We start from the raw sequence: 16222 nt of genomic DNA on the forward strand, positions 1-16222 counted from the left end.
AACAGAAAAACAGACAAGGAGGGAAACTTTATGGGACAGGAACTTATTATGAAATTAAAAGAAGTCAAACAGGCGCTGGTGGATCTTAACGTACATGGAGAAGAATGGGAAGAGCGCCAGGAAATTCTGAAAAAGCTTGAGGATGTGACCTCCTATGTGAAGGATGCTATGGGAAGCGGGAAATTATAGGGGCGGAAAGGATGAGAGACGATGGAGCCAAAGATTAGGGCGCTGGTATTTGATATGGATGGACTTCTGTTTGACTCGGAGCGGGTAGTGCAGAAATCCTGGTATATTGCCGGAGAAAGGTTGGGGTATCCTGGGATTGGGGATCACATTTATCATACGCTGGGATTTAATGTAGTAAGACGGAGTGAGTATTTTCGGAGCGTATTCGGAGAGGAGTTTCCGGGGGAGCAGTTCAATCAGATGACCAGGGAAATCTTTCACAGACTCAAAGAGAAGGAAGGGGTACCGAAAAAGCCGGGAGTAGAGGCTCTTTTATCTTACGGGAAAGAGCATGGATATCTGCTGGGGCTTGCCACATCTTCCAGGCGGGAGTATTCTACTCATCTTTTACAAGACGGCGGGATTTGGGATTACTTTGACGCTGCTGTCTTTGGGGATATGGTGACTCATGCCAAGCCGGACCCGGAGATTTACCAAAAGGCGTGCGAGGCGCTGGGAGCAGCACCCCAAGAGGCTGTGGCGCTTGAGGATTCTCCGAACGGAATCCGTTCTGCCCACGCAGCCGGGATGCGGACTATAGTTGTGCCGGATTTGGTACAGCCGGACGGAGAGATCCGCAGGCTTTGTACTTGGCAGTGCGCCTCCCTTGCAGATGTGATTGATCTTTTAAATGCATAATAACAGCCGTACAAAGAACTGAGACCTTTGTACGGCTGTTTTGCGCTTTCTTCCTACGGGTAATGTGATAAGTGGATATACTTACACCGGGGAGCTTTGTCGGAGAAACGTGTTGAGTATGCATAAGCAGTTTAAAACTGCCGGAAGCACTCCTCAAACATGCCAATCTGCCGACGTAGATCTTCGGTATGCTCTTCATTCAGACTATCGAGGAGGAGATCCTGCGCCCGGTAGACTTCGTCCTTGTTAAATGGAGGGACGAGGGCAAAGTCGCTGTATGCCCTGATTTTTTGAAAATAAACATTCAGGTCGGACAGATTGTGCTCCTTGTACGCAAGCTCATACATATAGAGGGAATCCGTTACTTCATAGTCCGTACACTCCAGGCAGATCCATTTGCCAAGATAGTAATAGCGCTCTCCGGTACGATAGAGAAATCCGGGTCGAGATTTGAAATCCTGATGATTCAAAATCGGCACCTCCTTTGTCTAGCCGTTGACGATGACCTGCTTTAAGGAAAGATCCGGATTCAAAAGAACCAGGTTTCCGGTCTTTCCAGGGGCGATACTTCCATAGCGGTGCTCCAGATGCAGGGCACGCGCCGGATTGAGGGTAGCGCAGCGGATTGCCTCCTCCAGAGGAATGTCCATCTCTTTGACTGCGGTACGCATACAGTCTGCAAGGTTCGTCACGGAACCGGCCAGTGCACCTCCCTTTGCCAGGGTGGCGTGCTTTCCGGAAACATTGACAGCAAGTCCGCCTAATGTGTAGGAGCCGTCCGGCATTCCGGCAGCACGCATACTGTCGCTGATCAGGCAGATCCGCTCTGATCCCATCATTGCGAAAGCAGCGCGAACCATGGCCGGATGAATGTGAACGCCGTCGCAGATCAGCTCTGCAAAGACGTGTTTGCTGTCAAAGACAGCTCCGACAACCCCCGGCTCCCGGTGTGTGAAAGCTGGCATGGCATTGAAAAGGTGAACCGCATGGCAGGCACCTGCGTCAAATGCGGCTTTCGCATCCGTATAGGATGCGTTGGTATGAGCGAGGGAGACAGATACTTCCCCTTTGACTTCCCGGATGAAATCAAGAGTACGGTCGAGTCCTGTTTCCGGCGCAACGCCGATGAAGCGGATCAGCCCCCTGGCCGCTTCCTGAAATTCCCGAAAAAGGGCGGCGTCACATGGGATAATATTCCGCTCGTCTTGGGCGCCTTTCTTGGAGACGCTGATGAACGGTCCTTCCATGTTCAAACCTACAAGATGAGCTCCGCTCTCATTTGTGTAGGACGCGACGGTGGACAGGATCTTTTTTAAATCATCCACCGGAAGTGTCATGGTGGCGGGGCAGATCGTTGTGACTCCGACAGAGGCCTCGTATTCGGCGATGGTGCGGATTGCTTCCGGATCATTGTCACAGACGTCGGCACCCATACATCCATGGAAATGAATGTCAATGAGGCCGGGAATCGCGTAAGCGCCTTCTCCGTCGATCACTTCTCCGGTATTGGAAGCAGTTTCACAGAATACGCCGTTTTCGATTACCACATCTCCGGGATGAAACTGAAAATCTTCTCCGTATACTTTTACATTTTTGATAATCATAGTGATACTCCTTTTTGAAAGAAAGGGATGCCGGGGAAAGTACTCTTTCCGTACGGCATCCCTGATTGCATGTTACCGAGGAATTTTTGAAAAAGCAGCCTGATCGCCGACGATCGTCACATCCGGATGGAACTGTAGAATGGATGCCGGAACCTCCGGTGTCACAGGTCCGAAAAATGCTTTTGCCACTGTTTCTGCTTTATCCTGACCGCTTACAACGAGAAGGATTTTCTTCGCACGCATGATCGTACCGATTCCCATCGTATACGCCTGTCTCGGAACGTCGTCAGCGGAAGCAAAGAAGCGTTTGTTTGCTTCGATCGTACGCTCCTGAAGATCGACACAGTGCGTCGCCTGCGGAAAATCTGCAGCCGGTTCATTGAAGCCGATATGTCCATTGTGTCCCAGACCGAGAAGCTGCAGATCCACGCCGCCAAGGGAAGCGATCACTTCCTCGTAGTGGGAACACTCTGCTTCGCTGTCCTCTTTTGTGCCGTCCGGAATGTTGGTGTTTGCAGGATCAATGTTCACATGGTCAAACAGATTCTCATGCATGAAATAGTAGTAGCTCTGGTCGTTGTCTCTTGTGAGTCCTTTGTACTCATCCAGATTGGCTGTCTTCACCTGCGAAAAATCGATATCTCCGTTTTCATATTTCTCAATCAGACATTTGTAGGTCCCGATCGGTGAGGAGCCTGTGGCAAGACCAAGCACACAGTCCGGTTTCAGTGTCATCTGAGCTGCGATGATATTGGCAGCTCTCCGGCTCAGTGCATCGTAATCTTTTTCTTCGTAGAATTTCATTGTTAAAATCCCCCTTTTGCTTGATAGTTACAGTATAGCATATAAAAAAGGAAAGTACTTTCAGAACGAGACAGGAGCAAAATATTCTGGCCGGTGAAAGTCCGGGGTTGTTGTCAGTACCGGGGAGAAAGCCGAGTAGTGCTCGATGTCCGGATCTTCGGAGATCTTGTAAAAATTACAGGAAAAGCAGTCTTCCGGCTGAAATCCGGTGATTCCGTAAATCTTTTTAAGAAGAGAGAGGGGGAGGCGAAAATGGACCTTCCAGAAATCACCGCAGAGGCTGGCCTCGTATGCGAGACTTTGGCACTCTTCCGGAGAGAGGGGCGTGCGCTTTGTCCGGCTGTATCCATACTGGGCCAGGAGGGCACCGTTTGCGTTAAATTCCAGGTTGAGGTAAGGCGAAGGCTCCGATTTTCTTTTTCCGACAAACGGAAAGTGGAAGAAAGCCTCCATCGCGCTGTCCAGGTATACCGGAGCGTACAGCCCCTCATACCGGCGCAGCGGATCGGATTCTTCGCAGATCATCTCTACATAAAATCCATCTTCCTGTACATAACCAATCGAGCCCGTGACAGCAGGCGCATGCTTGGTTCCCCAGAGAAGGTGGGAAACTGAAAATGTGGTGCCGTGTTCCGTTATCTGATCCGGAGAAGAGAGGATGGTAAGCTGCATCATACGTAATCACACTCCCAACGTCCGCTGGCGCCACACGGCAGCACGAGTCCGTTGGATGACACCGGAAGACCGATCTCCTGGGAATTTACATGTCCGTGGAATTGCTTCAGCTCTGTCTCAAGCATATAGGACAGTACCGCAGGAGCCAGTCCTGTTGTATAAGAATTAATCAGAAAGAATAAAGGCTCCTTAGATAAAAGCTGAGCGCACTTCTGGATCAGAGGATGGATGGCATCCTCAATCTTCCAGATTTCTCCCTTCGGACCACGCCCGTAGGACGGAGGGTCCATGATAACAGCGTCATAGCGGTTTCCTCTGCGGATTTCACGCTCCACAAATTTCATACAGTCGTCCACAAGCCAGCGTATCGGTGCGTCTGAAAGACCGGAAGCCGCCGCGTTCTCCTTTGCCCAGGATACCATACCTTTTGATGCGTCCACGTGAGTGACCTGTGCTCCGGCTTTTGCGGCCGCCAATGTAGCGCCGCCGGTATAGGCGAACAGATTCAGTACTTTGACCGGGCGATTGGAAGAGTGAATTTTTGCGGAAAACCAGTCCCAGTTTGTCGCCTGTTCCGGGAACAGTCCGGTGTGTTTGAAACTGAACGGTTTTAGATGAAAGATCAGATCCCGGTAATGGATCTGCCACTGCTTGGGAAGACTAAAAAACTCCCATTCCCCGCCACCCTTTTTACTGCGGTGATAGTGGCCGTTCGGATGTTTCCAGCCTTCGTTTTCTTTCTTTGTATTCCAGATTACCTGCGGGTCCGGGCGGACCAGGAGGTAATCGCCCCACCGCTCCAGCTTCTCGCCGCCGGAACAGTCTATTACTTCATATTCTTTCCAACCATCTGCAATCCACATGATCATGTATCCTTTCTATAAAATATATCGTCATTTGTTTTGGTGTGATATATGGCTTTCCATAATCCTGTTTATTATACCAGTAAAGAAATAAAACCTCAATGTTTTTTGGGTAGTGAAAGGAACGGATGTAAAGATATAGAAAAAGCAAATAGATATCATAAGAAAAACCGATAAGTAAATCCGTTTACCGTCTATCGGCTTAGTGTTAAAATAAGCGGTAGAAACGGAACCAAACACGAAAGGTGGAACAAGAGATGATAAAAGTAAACGCAATCGGCGATAGCTGTCCGATTCCTGTAATTAAAACAAAAAACGCAATGAAGGAAATGACGGGGCCGGATACGATTGAAGTTCTGGTAGACAATGAGATTGCCGTTCAGAACGTGACGAAGATGGCTCAGTCCTCAGGCGGCAAGGTGACATCCGAGAAGGTGGCGGAGAAAGAGTACCGGATTCTTATTGCGATGGGGGAAGCTTGTGCCGCAAAAGACAGTGAGGAAGTTTCCTGTATACCGGACAAGAGAGGCAGCACAATCGTAGTTGTTTCTTCCGACAGAATGGGAAGCGGAAATGATGAGCTCGGAAAAGTCCTGATGAAAGGTTTTCTTTTTGCTGTTACACAGCTTGACGAGCTGCCGAAGACGATGCTCTTCTATAATGGGGGAGCAACTCTGACGACCGAGGGATCGGACTCACTGGAGGACTTAAAGAGCCTGGAAGCTCAGGGCGTTGAAATTATGACATGTGGGACATGCCTTGACTACTACGGTCTGAAAGAGAAGCTTGCTGTCGGAACCGTGACGAATATGTACAGTATTGTGGAGACGATGGATCAGGCGACAAAAGTGATCCGGCCATAATCAGACAAACAGTATTCGGATATATGACAGGATTGGCATCAGAATGCGCCAGTCCTGTTTTTTCTTAATAAAACAGAGATTTCCGGTTGAACTTGGGTCTGTTTATGATATAATAAACAAGTTATAAGTTTTTTCTATAAGTATACGCGAAAGGAGAAGAAGAAACAAGATGATCAAGGAAGTAAAATTGACACAGATGACGAAGACGGCGGGGTGAGCCGCCAAGATTGGTCCTGAGACCCTTGCCCAGGTTCTGGGTAAGCTGCCAAAATTCCATGATGACAATCTGATCGTCGGTATAGAGACGGCGGACGATGCTGCGATCTACAAAGTGACGGATGACATCGCCATGATCCAGACGGTTGATTTCTTTACTCCGATCGTAGATGACCCATATATGTTTGGACAGATTGCGGCTGCCAACTCGCTAAGCGATGTGTGGGCGATGGGAGGAGAGCCGAAAGTGGCTCTGAATATCGTCGGGTTTCCGAACTGTCTGGATCCCTCTATTTTAGGAGAAATCCTAAAAGGAGGGGCGGATAAGGTGATGGAGGCTGGCGCCGTACTGGTGGGAGGCCACACCATCCAGGATGACGAGCCGAAATACGGACTGTGCGTCTCCGGCTTTGTTCATCCGAAGAAGATTTTCAAAAACTACGGCTGCAGACCGGGGGACAAGCTGATCCTGACAAAGCAGATCGGAAACGGTGTTGTCAATACGGCAATCAAGGCGGAGATGGCGTCGCAAAGAGCGATCCATGAGGCGGAGATTGTGATGTCCTCCCTGAATAAAAAGGCAAAAGAAGTTGTGGAGAAATATGATGTGTCCGCATGTACGGACGTCACCGGATTTGGACTTCTGGGACATGGTGCGGAGATGGCGACAGCAAGTCAGGTTTGCCTGAATCTGGACGTCAGAAAGATTCCGTATTTTGAGGACGCGAAAGAATATGCAAAGATGGGACTGATCCCTGCGGGAGCCTACAAAAACAGAGGTCATTCCGGCCGTTATGTAGATGTGGGAGATACACCGGAGTATTATGTGGATCTGCTGTATGATCCGCAGACGTCCGGGGGACTTCTCATCAGTGTGGCCCCGGAACAGGCAGATGCTGTCATGGAAGATTTTGAGAAAAAGGGACTGGATACGAAAGTTGCCATGATTGGCGAAGTATTGGAAAAAGATCAGGAGGACAATACGTTTATCCGGCTTGTTTAGAACGTGTGGGATGAGCGCAGGAGAAAAGAAATGGACAAAAGCAGATTTTACCGCAGTATTCCGAAGGTGGACATACTGTTGGAAGATGACAGAATTCAGGAAGCCATTGCCCGCTTTGACAGAGATACGGTGATGGATGCCGTGAGGGAGCAGACGGAGTTTGTGCGGGAGCAGATCCGTACACTTGACGAGGAGAATACACTTTGCATTCTGGTGGACGGGCTGATTCCGGAAATTATTCGCCGGGTGGAGAAGATGCACACGCCGGATATGCGGCCGGTGATCAATGCGACGGGTACGGTTCTGCATACCAATCTGGGACGTGCCCCGATCAGCAGAGAGCATATGGCAAGGCTGGCAGAGGTTGCCTGCGGATATTCCAATCTGGAGTACGATCTGGAGGCGGGAAGGCGCGGGGAACGTTATTCCCATTTTGAAAAGCTGCTGTGCAGGATCACAGGGGCTGAGGCTGCCATGGCGGTGAACAACAATGCCTCGGCGGTGATGCTGATTTTAAGTTCTATGGCAAAAGGCGGAGAAGTTGTTGTATCCAGAGGAGAGCTTGTGGAGATCGGCGGCAAGTTTCGGATTCCGGATGTGATGGAGCAAAGCGGTGCGAAACTTGTGGAGGTCGGAACGACGAATAAGACGCATTACTCCGACTATGCGGATGCCGTGACAGAGGAGACAAAGGCATTTTTAAAGGTTCATACGAGCAACTACCGGATTGTCGGTTTTACCGAGTCCGTGGGAATCGACAAGCTGATTCCGCTCGGACAGGAATATGATTTGCCGATCATTGAAGACTTGGGGAGCGGCGTACTCATCGATCTGAGCAAGTACGGACTGACCTACGAGCCGACAGTGCAGGATTCCATCCGCAAGGGAGCGGACGTGGTGTGCTTCAGTGGAGATAAGCTGCTGGGAGGGCCGCAGGCAGGTATCATTGTCGGAAAGAAGAAGTATATCGACAAGATGAAGAGAAACCAGTTGACAAGAGCACTTCGGATCGATAAATTTACAGCCACGGCGCTGGAGTTGGTATTACAGGAATATTTAAGTGAGGAAAACGCGGTGAAGAAAATTCCGGTGCTTCGAATGATTACCAGATCCCGGGAAGACGTAGAGAAGGCGGCGGCTCGTTTCAGGAGGATGCTGGTAAGAGCCGGGATAAAAGCCGAGATCTCCTTACAGCCGTGCGAATCCCAGATCGGGGGAGGATCTCTCCCGCTTGAGCGGATTCCAAGTATGGCAGTCTGTATCCGGCCAACCGAGATGACGGTGCCGGAGCTTGAGACGGCGATGCGCCATCTTGAGATTCCGGTTATTCCAAGGACATTCAATGATATGATCGTAATGGACGTAAGGACCATAGACGAGGACCGGATGAAGATTGTGACAGAAGAGTTAAAAGAGATTTTATAAATTACGATACAGACAGTGGGAATGAAAAGCATGAAACACATTATTATAGGAACGGCCGGTCATATTGACCATGGCAAGACGACGCTGATTAAGGCACTGACAGGAAGAAATACAGACCGATGGGAGGAAGAACAAAGAAGAGGCATCACGATTGATCTGGGCTTTACATACTTTGATCTTCCAAACGGGGACCGTGCGGGAATTATTGATGTTCCGGGACATGAGCGCTTCATCAACAACATGGTAGCAGGTGTAGTCGGAATGGATCTGGTTATGCTTGTTATCGCGGCGGACGAAGGTATCATGCCGCAGACGAGAGAGCACATGGATATCCTGGGCGAGCTTGGTATTGAAAAGAGTATTATTGTCCTCAATAAGTGCGACCTGGTAGATGAAGAATGGCTGGAACTTGTGGAAGAGGAGATTCGTGACGAACTGAAAGGGACGTTTCTGGAGTCTGCTCCGGTGGTGAAGGTGTCCGCCGCGACAGGGGAGGGACTTTCCGAACTGGTGAATATGATCCAGAAAATGACTGAAAATGAAGTAACGGAGAAGGACATTCATACAATTCCCCGTCTTCCGATCGACCGTGTATTTACGATGTCCGGTTTTGGGACGATTATCACGGGAACCCTTCTGGCGGGGATTATCCGCAGGGAAGATACATTGTGTATGTACCCGAACGGAAAAGAATGTAAGATCCGCAGCATTCAGGTTCACGGGGAGAGCGTGGACGTTTGCTATGCCGGACAGCGTGTGGCAATCAATCTTTCCAATATTAAGAAGTCGGAGATCCACCGTGGATGCGTGTTGGCGCCTCCAAAGAATATGAAAAATACGGATCTGCTGGATGTACGTCTGAATGTACTGCCATCCTCTATGAGGATTTTGGTGAATAACAGCAGACTTCATCTTTTTACCGGGACCAGCGAGGTACTCTGTCGTGCGGTTCTTCTGGATAAAGAGGAAATCGGACCGGGAGAGAGCGGTTTTGTACAGCTTCGACTGGAAGAGGAGATTGCGGTGCGAAGAGGCGACCGGTTTGTCGTGCGCTTCTATTCTCCGATGGAGACCATAGGGGGAGGCGTGATCCTGGAGCCAAATCCGAAATGGAAAAAGCGGTTCCAGCCGGATGTAATTGAGGAGCTTCGACAGAAAGAGTCTGGATCCTCGGCTGACGTCATTGAGCTGCATATCCGCCAGCATGAGAAAGACATGGTATCGGTTTCTGAACTTGCGAAGATCACAGCGCTTTCTCTTGAGGAAGTGGAAGAAGATATAAAAGAGCTCAGGGAAGAGGGAAGGATCTCTGTGTTTCTGATGAAGAAAGAGACATATGTATGGCATATCAGCTCGCAGGAGAGCATGACGGCGGCTATACGGGAAGAGCTGAGAGCATTCCACAGCGCACATCCATACCGTCCTGGTATACCAAAGGCGGAGGTTCATATGCGGTTTATGAAACAGGTCAAGCCGAACGTCTTTGATTTGTATATTGAGATGCTGACCGAAGAAGGAAAGATCGGGCGAAGCGGAGAGTATCTTCACAGCGCGGACTATATGATTCCAAAGGACGCAGAGTTTGAAAAAGCGTCCCGGACTATTCTGGAGGCGCTGGAGAAGGCGGGGTATGACTTTGTGCGGTTTTCTGAGATTACATTTCCAAAGCTTTCGGAAGGGACTAAGGAGGACGTCCTCCAGGTGCTGATTTCCGAGGGTGCTGTCGTAAAAATCAACGATGAAATGTATACGCTGGCTGACTATATGGAACAGGCAAAAGAGAAGATCAAGAAAAAGCTTGCAAAAGACGGGATGATTACGATTGCTGAAGTGCGGGATATGTTCCATACGAGCCGAAAGAGTGCCAAGCCAATCCTGGAATATATGGACGGTCAGAAAGTGACAAAGAAAACAGGAGCAGAGAGCGAAAGGGTTGCATATCTATGAATTTAAAACAGTTGGAGGCATTCGTATGCGTCGCGGATAAGAAAAGCTTTTCCAAGGCCGCAAGGAAGCTGTACCTGACACAGCCGACGATCAGCGCGCATATTGCCTCATTAGAGAAAGAACTGGATGCAAGACTGTTTATCAGAAATACAAAGGAAGTCAGTCTTTCAGAGGATGGTACGATCCTCTACAGCTACGCAAAGCAGATGATCGATTTGGAAGAACAGATCGAGGCGTGTTTCTGCGGGGAGAGACAGTCTGACGTCAGAAAGATCACGATTGCGGCGTCCACAGTCCCGGCACAGTATATTCTGCCTGGGATTCTGTCGCGGTTTATTGAAAAGTATCCGAAAGAACAGTTCAAAGTGATCGAGACAGACAGCTCCAAGGTAATCGAGTTGATTGCGGGGGGCGCTGCGGATATCGGATTTTCCGGGACTGTACTGGAGAGAAAGTTTTGCAAATACATTCCGTTTTATAAAGATGAGCTGATTATTATTATGCCGAATACAGGAAAATACCGTGAGCTTATGGAGAAGGAGGATCTAAGCTGGCTCAAAAATGAGCCTTACATTATGAGAGAAGAAGGTTCCGGTACGAGAAAAGAAGCGGAGAAGCAGTTGAAGTGGTACGGTATTGATGTGGAGCGTCTCGCTATTGTGGCAAGTATGGAAAGCCAGGAGGCGATCAAACGTTCCGTGGCGAATGGTATGGGAATCTCCATTATCTCCAGGCTTGCGGCAGAAGAGGAAATCCGGGCAGGGAAAGTGCTGTGGCGCAAGGTGCCGGGGGAAGGAGAAGGAAGAGACATTAATATCGTATACAATAAGAATTTCCATCTTTCCAAATCGGCGGAGCGTTTTATCCGGGTTGTAAAGGAAATGTACGAAATTAAAAAGTAGAAGCAGATGGGAAAGGAAGGCCTGCTTATAGGATACGTCTATAAGCAGGCCGCTTTATTGTCATTTTAAATTAGACGTGCTTTGACAAAGAAGATATACTAAAGAGCAAGGGGTAACATTCAGGAATGAGAGATCGACTGAACTGTTACAACAGAGGAGGAGGAGATTATGATTTATCTTGACAATGCGGCGACTACCATGCATAAGCCGCAGGAAATGATCGAGGCGGTTGTTCATGCAATGGGATCTCTTGGAAATGCGGGACGGGGGGCCAACACAGCGTCTCTGGGGGCGGCAAGAATTATCTATGAGGCAAGAGAACGGCTGGCACGTCTTTTCGGAGCGGATGAGCCGAAGCAGATCGCCTTTACCTTAAATTCTACCGAGAGCCTCAATACGGCGATCCGGGGACTGCTGGGATCTGGAGACCATGTGATTACGACGATGCTGGAACATAACTCAGTGCTTCGTCCGCTGTATGATCTGCAGGATGCAGGGACAGATGTGACGTTTGTGAAAGCTGATGAGAAAGGCAGAATCCGTTATGAGGATATCGAAGAGGCAATCAGGCCCAGGACAAAGGCCATCGTGACGACTCACGGATCTAATCTGACCGGAAATATGCTGGACGTCGGAAGAATCGGAAAGATGGCTCACGACCACGGGCTTCTCTATATTGTAGATGCGTCCCAGACGGCAGGAGTATTCCCGATCGATGTAAAGACAATGAACATTGACGTACTCTGCTTTACGGGGCATAAAGGGCTTCTGGGGCCACAAGGGACAGGGGGCCTTTATGTGAGAGAGGGGCTGACGATTCACCCGCTGAAATCAGGGGGAAGCGGTGTACAGACGTACAGCCACTATCATCCAACCGAGATGCCGACGGCTCTGGAAGCGGGGACACTTAACGGACACGGGATTGCGGGGCTCAATGCGGCGGTTGCCTACATTGAACGTGTCGGGATGGATCAGATCCGGGAAACAGAGCAGAAGTGGATGTGGATGTTCTATGAGGGCGTGCGGAACATTCCGGGCATCAAGGTATACGGGGACTTCGATGTAAAGGAGCGCTGTCCTATTGTGACGCTCAATATCGGGGACTACGATTCCGGAGAAGTCAGCGATGAACTGCTGATGACATATGATATTTCCACCAGGGCAGGCGGCCACTGTGCTCCACTGATGCATGAGGCGCTCGGTACGTCAGAACAAGGATCGGTACGATTCAGTTTCTCTCACTTTAACACAGAGGAGGAGATCCGGACTGCCATCCGTGCGGTCGAAGAACTCGCAAAAGAAGAATAGGAAACAGGAGGAGAAAGAGAATGAATTTATCAGACTCAAAGAAAAAACTGGCACTTGCAGGAGTGGTCTGCGGAATCGTAGCAGCGGTTCTGGCAGCGATGGGAAATCCGGCTAATATGGCGATCTGTATTGCATGTTTTGTCAGAGATACGGCGGGAGCGCTCAAGCTCCACAGTGCCTCGGCGGTGCAGTACGCAAGACCGGAGATCGTAGGCATTGTAGTTGGCGCGTTTGCGATTTCAGCAGCCACAAAGGAATACCGGTCTACAGGCGGATCTTCCCCATTGATTCGGTTTGTACTTGGAATGATTATTATGATCGGTTCACTGGCATTCCTTGGCTGCCCGCTTCGTATGGTGATCCGTATGTCCGCAGGGGATTTAAACGCATGGGTTGCCCTGATCGGATTTGCGGCGGGAGTCGCGACGGGAGCCTTCTTCCTGAAGAAAGGCTTCAGCCTTGGAAGAGCGCATGAGACCAACGCCGCCAGTGGAACTGTGTTACCGCTTTTACTCGTTGGTATTTTGATTTTAAGTGTAGCGACGACACTGCTTGCGGTTTCCGAGCCGGGGGCAGGACCGGGAGCGCTTCATGCTCCGATTTTTGTTTCCCTGATCGGTGGACTGATCTTCGGAGCGTTCGCGCAGAAATCCAGAATGTGCTTTGCCGGAAGTATCCGGGATATAATTCTTGTAAAGAGCTTTGACTTGATCTCCGTAATTGCCGGATTATTTGTTGTAATGCTCATTTACAATCTTGCTACAGGCGGATTCCATCTGGGATTCAGTGGACAGCCAATCGCACATTCCGCACATCTATGGAACATTCTCGGAATGTACGCGGTAGGATTCGCTGCAGTGCTCGCAGGAGGCTGCCCGCTTCGTCAGCTCGTTCTGGCAGGACAGGGATCTTCCGATTCTGCAGTGACTGTTTTAGGTCTGTTTGTGGGAGCGGCGGTATCTCATAATTTTGGCCTTGCCGGAGCGGCAGCTAGTGCGGCGACAGCGGACAAGGCAGCTACAGCAGGCGGAGTCAGTACGGCAGGACAGGTCGCGGTTATCATTTGTATCGTTGTATGTTTTATTATCGCATTGACCAATAGGCGAAAAATGGCGAAATAGTGTGGCAATTCAGGTTGAGGTATGTTATTCTAGGAGAAAGGATGATAATGAAATGAAGGAAGTAGATGCCAGAGGACTTTCCTGTCCGGAGCCGATCATGCTGACAGCAGAGGCGATCAAAGGGACGACGGAGCCGGTAAAGGTACTTGTAAGCGAGCCCCATCAGAGAACCAATGTGGAGAAATTCGCAAAAGATAAAGGCAGAAAGGTTACGGTGACAGAAAAGGGCTCTGAATTTGAAATTGTGATTGAACCATGAGAAAGAAAGAATTAAGGTTAGTAGTAACATTCCATACGACAGCAGACGCGATGGCTATGGAGAAGGCTTGCAAGGAACATGAAGTAAACGGAAGGCTGATTCCGGTACCGAGGGCGATCTCGGCAGGATGCGGACTCGCTTGGTGCGCTGAACCAGAAGAGAGAGACGCGGTGATTGGTATTATGGATCGGATCGGAATTGAGCACGAAGAGCTCCATGACTGCATGGTATAAGAAGAGAGAACCCGGATTTTCATTATGAGAATCCGGGTTCTGTGTTTTTTAGGAAAAAAGCATCGGCAAGTGAAGCTTTTCCGCAAAAAGCGCAAAACAGAATCATACAATGTCATACAGGAAGGGAGGAGATCGTTTATGACAATGATGATGAAACTTGTTCCGGTATTTGCCATTGCGGCCTTGTTATTTGCGGTTTATCTGGCGATGAAGGTTTCAAGGCAGGAAGCTGGGACGAAAAAGATGAAGGAGATTTCCGACGCGATTTCGGAAGGAGCCAGGGCGTTTCTGATGGCAGAATATAAGATTCTGGTAGTTTTTGTAATTGTACTTTTTGTACTGATCGGCGTCGGTACAAGAAGCATCGTGACGGCTATCTGTTTTGTGGCCGGAGCGGCATTTTCCACACTTGCAGGATATTTTGGTATGCAGGTGGCGACAAAGGCAAATGTACGTACAGCGAACGCGGCCATGAAATCCGGAATGAACCGGGCGCTTTCTATTGCGTTTTCCGGTGGGGCAGTTATGGGACTTTGTGTGGCTGGTCTTGGCGTTCTTGGTGTAAGTGTGATTTACCTCATCACAGGGGATATTGACGTACTGTCCGGATTCAGCTTCGGCGCGTCCTCGATTGCGCTGTTTGCCCGTGTGGGCGGTGGTATCTACACTAAGGCAGCGGATGTCGGAGCTGACCTGGTTGGTAAGGTGGAGGCGGGAATCCCGGAGGATGATCCGAGAAACCCTGCGGTCATAGCAGATAATGTCGGCGATAATGTTGGTGATGTGGCAGGAATGGGAGCAGACCTTTTCGAATCTTATGTAGGTGCGCTTATTTCCGCGCTGACACTTGGAATTGTATACTATAAGACAAAAGGTGTCGCGTACCCGCTGTTGATTTCCGGGCTGGGATTGATTGCGTCCATGCTGGCGACGTTCTTTGTCAAGGGAGATGAGAAATCTGACCCACATAAAGCGCTGAAAATGGGAACTTACGTTTCCAGTGCCCTTGTGGTGATTGTATCACTGATTTTCAGCTACGCTCTGTTTGGGAATCTCTGGGCCGCAGGCGCGGTAATTTCCGGTCTGGCAGTAGGACTTTTCATTGGAATGATTACAGAGGTGTATACTTCCGCGGATTACAAGTCTGTCAAGGAGATCGGATCCCAGTCTGAGACTGGGGCGGCGACCACCATCATCAGTGGTATGGCAGTTGGAATGAAATCCACGGCGGCGCCGGTGCTTCTGATCTGTGTGGGAATTTTTACGGCGTACCAGTGTTGCGGACTTTACGGCATTGCGCTGGCAGCAGTCGGAATGCTTTCTACAACGGCAATTACCGTGGCAGTTGATGCGTACGGACCGATTGCGGATAATGCAGGTGGTATTGCGGAAATGTCCGGGCTGGATGAGTCTGTCCGTCAGATTACAGATAAGCTGGATTCTGTAGGAAATACAACAGCGGCGATCGGAAAAGGCTTTGCCATCGGATCCGCGGCACTGACAGCACTTGCGTTGTTCGTTTCCTATGCAGAGGCGGTGCATCTGGATCAGATTGATATTCTGGATAATCGAGTTATTATCGGTATATTCATCGGAGGTATGTTGCCGTTCTTGTTCTCGTCCATGACGATGCAGAGCGTATCTAAGGCGGCATATCAGATGATTGAAGAAGTAAGACGACAGTTCAAGGCGATGCCTGGAATTATGAAAGGAACAGAAAAGCCGGATTACAAGTCCTGCGTGGCAATTTCCACGACAGCGGCACTTAAGGAAATGCTGGTGCCTGGAATTATGGCGGTAGCGTCACCGCTGGCAACAGGACTGATTCTTGGAACAGGAGCACTTGGAGGACTTCTGGCAGGAGCGCTTGTGACAGGTGTACTGATGGCGGTCTTTATGTCCAATTCAGGTGGTGCATGGGATAATGCGAAGAAGTACATTGAGGATGGGCATCACGGTGGAAAGGGAAGCGAAGCGCACAAGGCTGCCGTAGTTGGCGACACGGTGGGTGACCCGTTTAAAGATACATCCGGACCATCCATCAACATCCTTATCAAGCTGATGACGATCGTATCCCTTGTATTTGCTCCTCTGTTCCTTTCCATCGGAAGTCTGCTCTAGCAGATAGTAAG

17 protein-coding genes are annotated in these 16222 nt (G+C 49.6%); 12 read left to right on the forward strand and 5 right to left on the reverse strand.

Annotated elements, in window-relative coordinates:
* The first annotated feature begins 30 nt into the window (after window positions 1–30).
* Both AOA56_RS16110 and AOA56_RS06695 read left to right on the forward strand, forming a co-directional pair.
* On the forward strand, window positions 31–189 hold the full coding sequence (locus AOA56_RS16110; RefSeq protein WP_167337748.1) for a hypothetical protein: 159 nt from the start codon (window positions 31–33) through the stop codon (window positions 187–189).
* A gap of 21 nt (window positions 190–210) precedes the next feature.
* Window positions 211–867 carry an HAD family hydrolase gene (locus tag AOA56_RS06695; protein WP_048620755.1) on the forward strand — a complete coding sequence of 219 codons (657 nt, stop codon included), beginning with the start codon at window positions 211–213 and terminating at the stop codon, window positions 865–867.
* Between the two features lie 131 nt (window positions 868–998).
* Here AOA56_RS06695 and AOA56_RS06700 read toward each other — a convergent pair whose 3' ends face one another.
* The 5 genes from AOA56_RS06700 to AOA56_RS06720 all read right to left on the reverse strand — a co-directional run bounded on the left by AOA56_RS06700 (window position 999) and on the right by AOA56_RS06720 (window position 4813).
* Entirely contained in the window at window positions 999–1337 is a 339-nt protein-coding gene (locus AOA56_RS06700; RefSeq protein ID WP_034594257.1) for a hypothetical protein, read from the reverse strand.
* An 18-nt stretch (window positions 1338–1355) separates the two neighbouring features.
* Window positions 1356–2471, reverse strand: a complete 1116-nt coding sequence (gene nagA / locus AOA56_RS06705; protein ID WP_048620756.1) for an N-acetylglucosamine-6-phosphate deacetylase — start codon at window positions 2469–2471, stop codon at window positions 1356–1358.
* Between the two features lie 72 nt (window positions 2472–2543).
* A complete protein-coding gene (gene nagB, locus AOA56_RS06710) occupies window positions 2544–3275 on the reverse strand; it encodes a glucosamine-6-phosphate deaminase (RefSeq protein WP_024731831.1) in 732 nt (243 codons plus the stop codon).
* 60 nt (window positions 3276–3335) lie between these two features.
* A complete protein-coding gene (locus AOA56_RS06715) occupies window positions 3336–3950 on the reverse strand; it encodes a carbohydrate-binding family 9-like protein (RefSeq protein WP_242843440.1) in 615 nt (204 codons plus the stop codon).
* Entirely contained in the window at window positions 3947–4813 is an 867-nt protein-coding gene (locus AOA56_RS06720; protein ID WP_024731833.1) for a class I SAM-dependent methyltransferase, read from the reverse strand. Before AOA56_RS06720 ends, AOA56_RS06715 begins: the two co-directional genes overlap by 4 nt.
* Window positions 4814–5070: 257 nt before the next feature.
* Between AOA56_RS06720 and yedF the strand changes: the two genes are divergently transcribed.
* The 10 genes from yedF (at window position 5071) to AOA56_RS06770 (ending at window position 16211) form a co-directional block, all read left to right on the forward strand.
* Window positions 5071–5676, forward strand: coding sequence for a sulfurtransferase-like selenium metabolism protein YedF (gene yedF, locus AOA56_RS06725; protein WP_024731834.1), 606 nt, complete (start codon window positions 5071–5073; stop codon window positions 5674–5676).
* 169 nt (window positions 5677–5845) lie between these two features.
* Window positions 5846–6895, forward strand: a complete 1050-nt coding sequence (gene selD, locus AOA56_RS06730; protein WP_082349889.1) for a selenide, water dikinase SelD — start codon at window positions 5846–5848, stop codon at window positions 6893–6895.
* A 30-nt stretch (window positions 6896–6925) separates the two neighbouring features.
* A complete protein-coding gene (gene selA, locus AOA56_RS06735; RefSeq protein WP_024731836.1) occupies window positions 6926–8320 on the forward strand; it encodes an L-seryl-tRNA(Sec) selenium transferase in 1395 nt (464 codons plus the stop codon).
* A 30-nt stretch (window positions 8321–8350) separates the two neighbouring features.
* Window positions 8351–10267: a selenocysteine-specific translation elongation factor gene (selB, locus tag AOA56_RS06740; RefSeq protein ID WP_053769265.1), complete on the forward strand. Its 1917-nt coding sequence runs from the start codon at window positions 8351–8353 to the stop codon at window positions 10265–10267.
* Complete coding sequence (locus AOA56_RS06745; RefSeq protein WP_053769234.1) at window positions 10264–11169, forward strand: selenium metabolism-associated LysR family transcriptional regulator; 906 nt, start codon at window positions 10264–10266, stop codon at window positions 11167–11169. Before selB ends, AOA56_RS06745 begins: the two co-directional genes overlap by 4 nt.
* A 168-nt stretch (window positions 11170–11337) precedes the next feature.
* Window positions 11338–12477 carry an aminotransferase class V-fold PLP-dependent enzyme gene (locus AOA56_RS06750; RefSeq protein ID WP_053769235.1) on the forward strand — a complete coding sequence of 380 codons (1140 nt, stop codon included), beginning with the start codon at window positions 11338–11340 and terminating at the stop codon, window positions 12475–12477.
* A gap of 20 nt (window positions 12478–12497) precedes the next feature.
* Complete coding sequence (yedE, locus tag AOA56_RS06755) at window positions 12498–13598, forward strand: YedE family putative selenium transporter (protein ID WP_024731840.1); 1101 nt, start codon at window positions 12498–12500, stop codon at window positions 13596–13598.
* A 52-nt stretch (window positions 13599–13650) separates the two neighbouring features.
* Window positions 13651–13857: a sulfurtransferase TusA family protein gene (locus AOA56_RS06760; RefSeq protein WP_048620760.1), complete on the forward strand. Its 207-nt coding sequence runs from the start codon at window positions 13651–13653 to the stop codon at window positions 13855–13857.
* Window positions 13854–14090, forward strand: coding sequence for a putative Se/S carrier protein (locus AOA56_RS06765; RefSeq protein WP_053769236.1), 237 nt, complete (start codon window positions 13854–13856; stop codon window positions 14088–14090). Before AOA56_RS06760 ends, AOA56_RS06765 begins: the two co-directional genes overlap by 4 nt.
* Before the next feature lie 138 nt (window positions 14091–14228).
* Window positions 14229–16211 carry a sodium-translocating pyrophosphatase gene (locus AOA56_RS06770; protein ID WP_024731843.1) on the forward strand — a complete coding sequence of 661 codons (1983 nt, stop codon included), beginning with the start codon at window positions 14229–14231 and terminating at the stop codon, window positions 16209–16211.
* Window positions 16212–16222: the final 11 nt, after the last annotated feature.

The organism is Sellimonas intestinalis, assembly GCF_001280875.1.
Lineage (GTDB): Bacteria > Bacillota > Clostridia > Lachnospirales > Lachnospiraceae > Sellimonas > Sellimonas intestinalis.

What these genes read in the sequence shown, in the direction of transcription:
- AOA56_RS16110 (WP_167337748.1), top strand. Translation starts at nt 31, where the DNA reads ATGGGACAGGAACTTATTATGAAATTAAAAGAAGTCAAACAGGCGCTG.
- AOA56_RS06695 (WP_048620755.1), top strand. Translation starts at nt 211, where the DNA reads ATGGAGCCAAAGATTAGGGCGCTGGTATTTGATATGGATGGACTTCTG.
- nagA (WP_048620756.1), bottom strand. Translation starts at nt 2,471, where the DNA reads ATGATTATCAAAAATGTAAAAGTATACGGAGAAGATTTTCAGTTTCAT.
- nagB (WP_024731831.1), bottom strand. Translation starts at nt 3,275, where the DNA reads ATGAAATTCTACGAAGAAAAAGATTACGATGCACTGAGCCGGAGAGCT.
- AOA56_RS06715 (WP_242843440.1), bottom strand. Translation starts at nt 3,950, where the DNA reads ATGATGCAGCTTACCATCCTCTCTTCTCCGGATCAGATAACGGAACAC.
- AOA56_RS06720 (WP_024731833.1), bottom strand. Translation starts at nt 4,813, where the DNA reads ATGTGGATTGCAGATGGTTGGAAAGAATATGAAGTAATAGACTGTTCC.
- yedF (WP_024731834.1), top strand. Translation starts at nt 5,071, where the DNA reads ATGATAAAAGTAAACGCAATCGGCGATAGCTGTCCGATTCCTGTAATT.
- selA (WP_024731836.1), top strand. Translation starts at nt 6,926, where the DNA reads ATGGACAAAAGCAGATTTTACCGCAGTATTCCGAAGGTGGACATACTG.
- selB (WP_053769265.1), top strand. Translation starts at nt 8,351, where the DNA reads ATGAAACACATTATTATAGGAACGGCCGGTCATATTGACCATGGCAAG.
- AOA56_RS06745 (WP_053769234.1), top strand. Translation starts at nt 10,264, where the DNA reads ATGAATTTAAAACAGTTGGAGGCATTCGTATGCGTCGCGGATAAGAAA.
- AOA56_RS06750 (WP_053769235.1), top strand. Translation starts at nt 11,338, where the DNA reads ATGATTTATCTTGACAATGCGGCGACTACCATGCATAAGCCGCAGGAA.
- yedE (WP_024731840.1), top strand. Translation starts at nt 12,498, where the DNA reads ATGAATTTATCAGACTCAAAGAAAAAACTGGCACTTGCAGGAGTGGTC.
- AOA56_RS06760 (WP_048620760.1), top strand. Translation starts at nt 13,651, where the DNA reads ATGAAGGAAGTAGATGCCAGAGGACTTTCCTGTCCGGAGCCGATCATG.
- AOA56_RS06765 (WP_053769236.1), top strand. Translation starts at nt 13,854, where the DNA reads ATGAGAAAGAAAGAATTAAGGTTAGTAGTAACATTCCATACGACAGCA.
- AOA56_RS06770 (WP_024731843.1), top strand. Translation starts at nt 14,229, where the DNA reads ATGACAATGATGATGAAACTTGTTCCGGTATTTGCCATTGCGGCCTTG.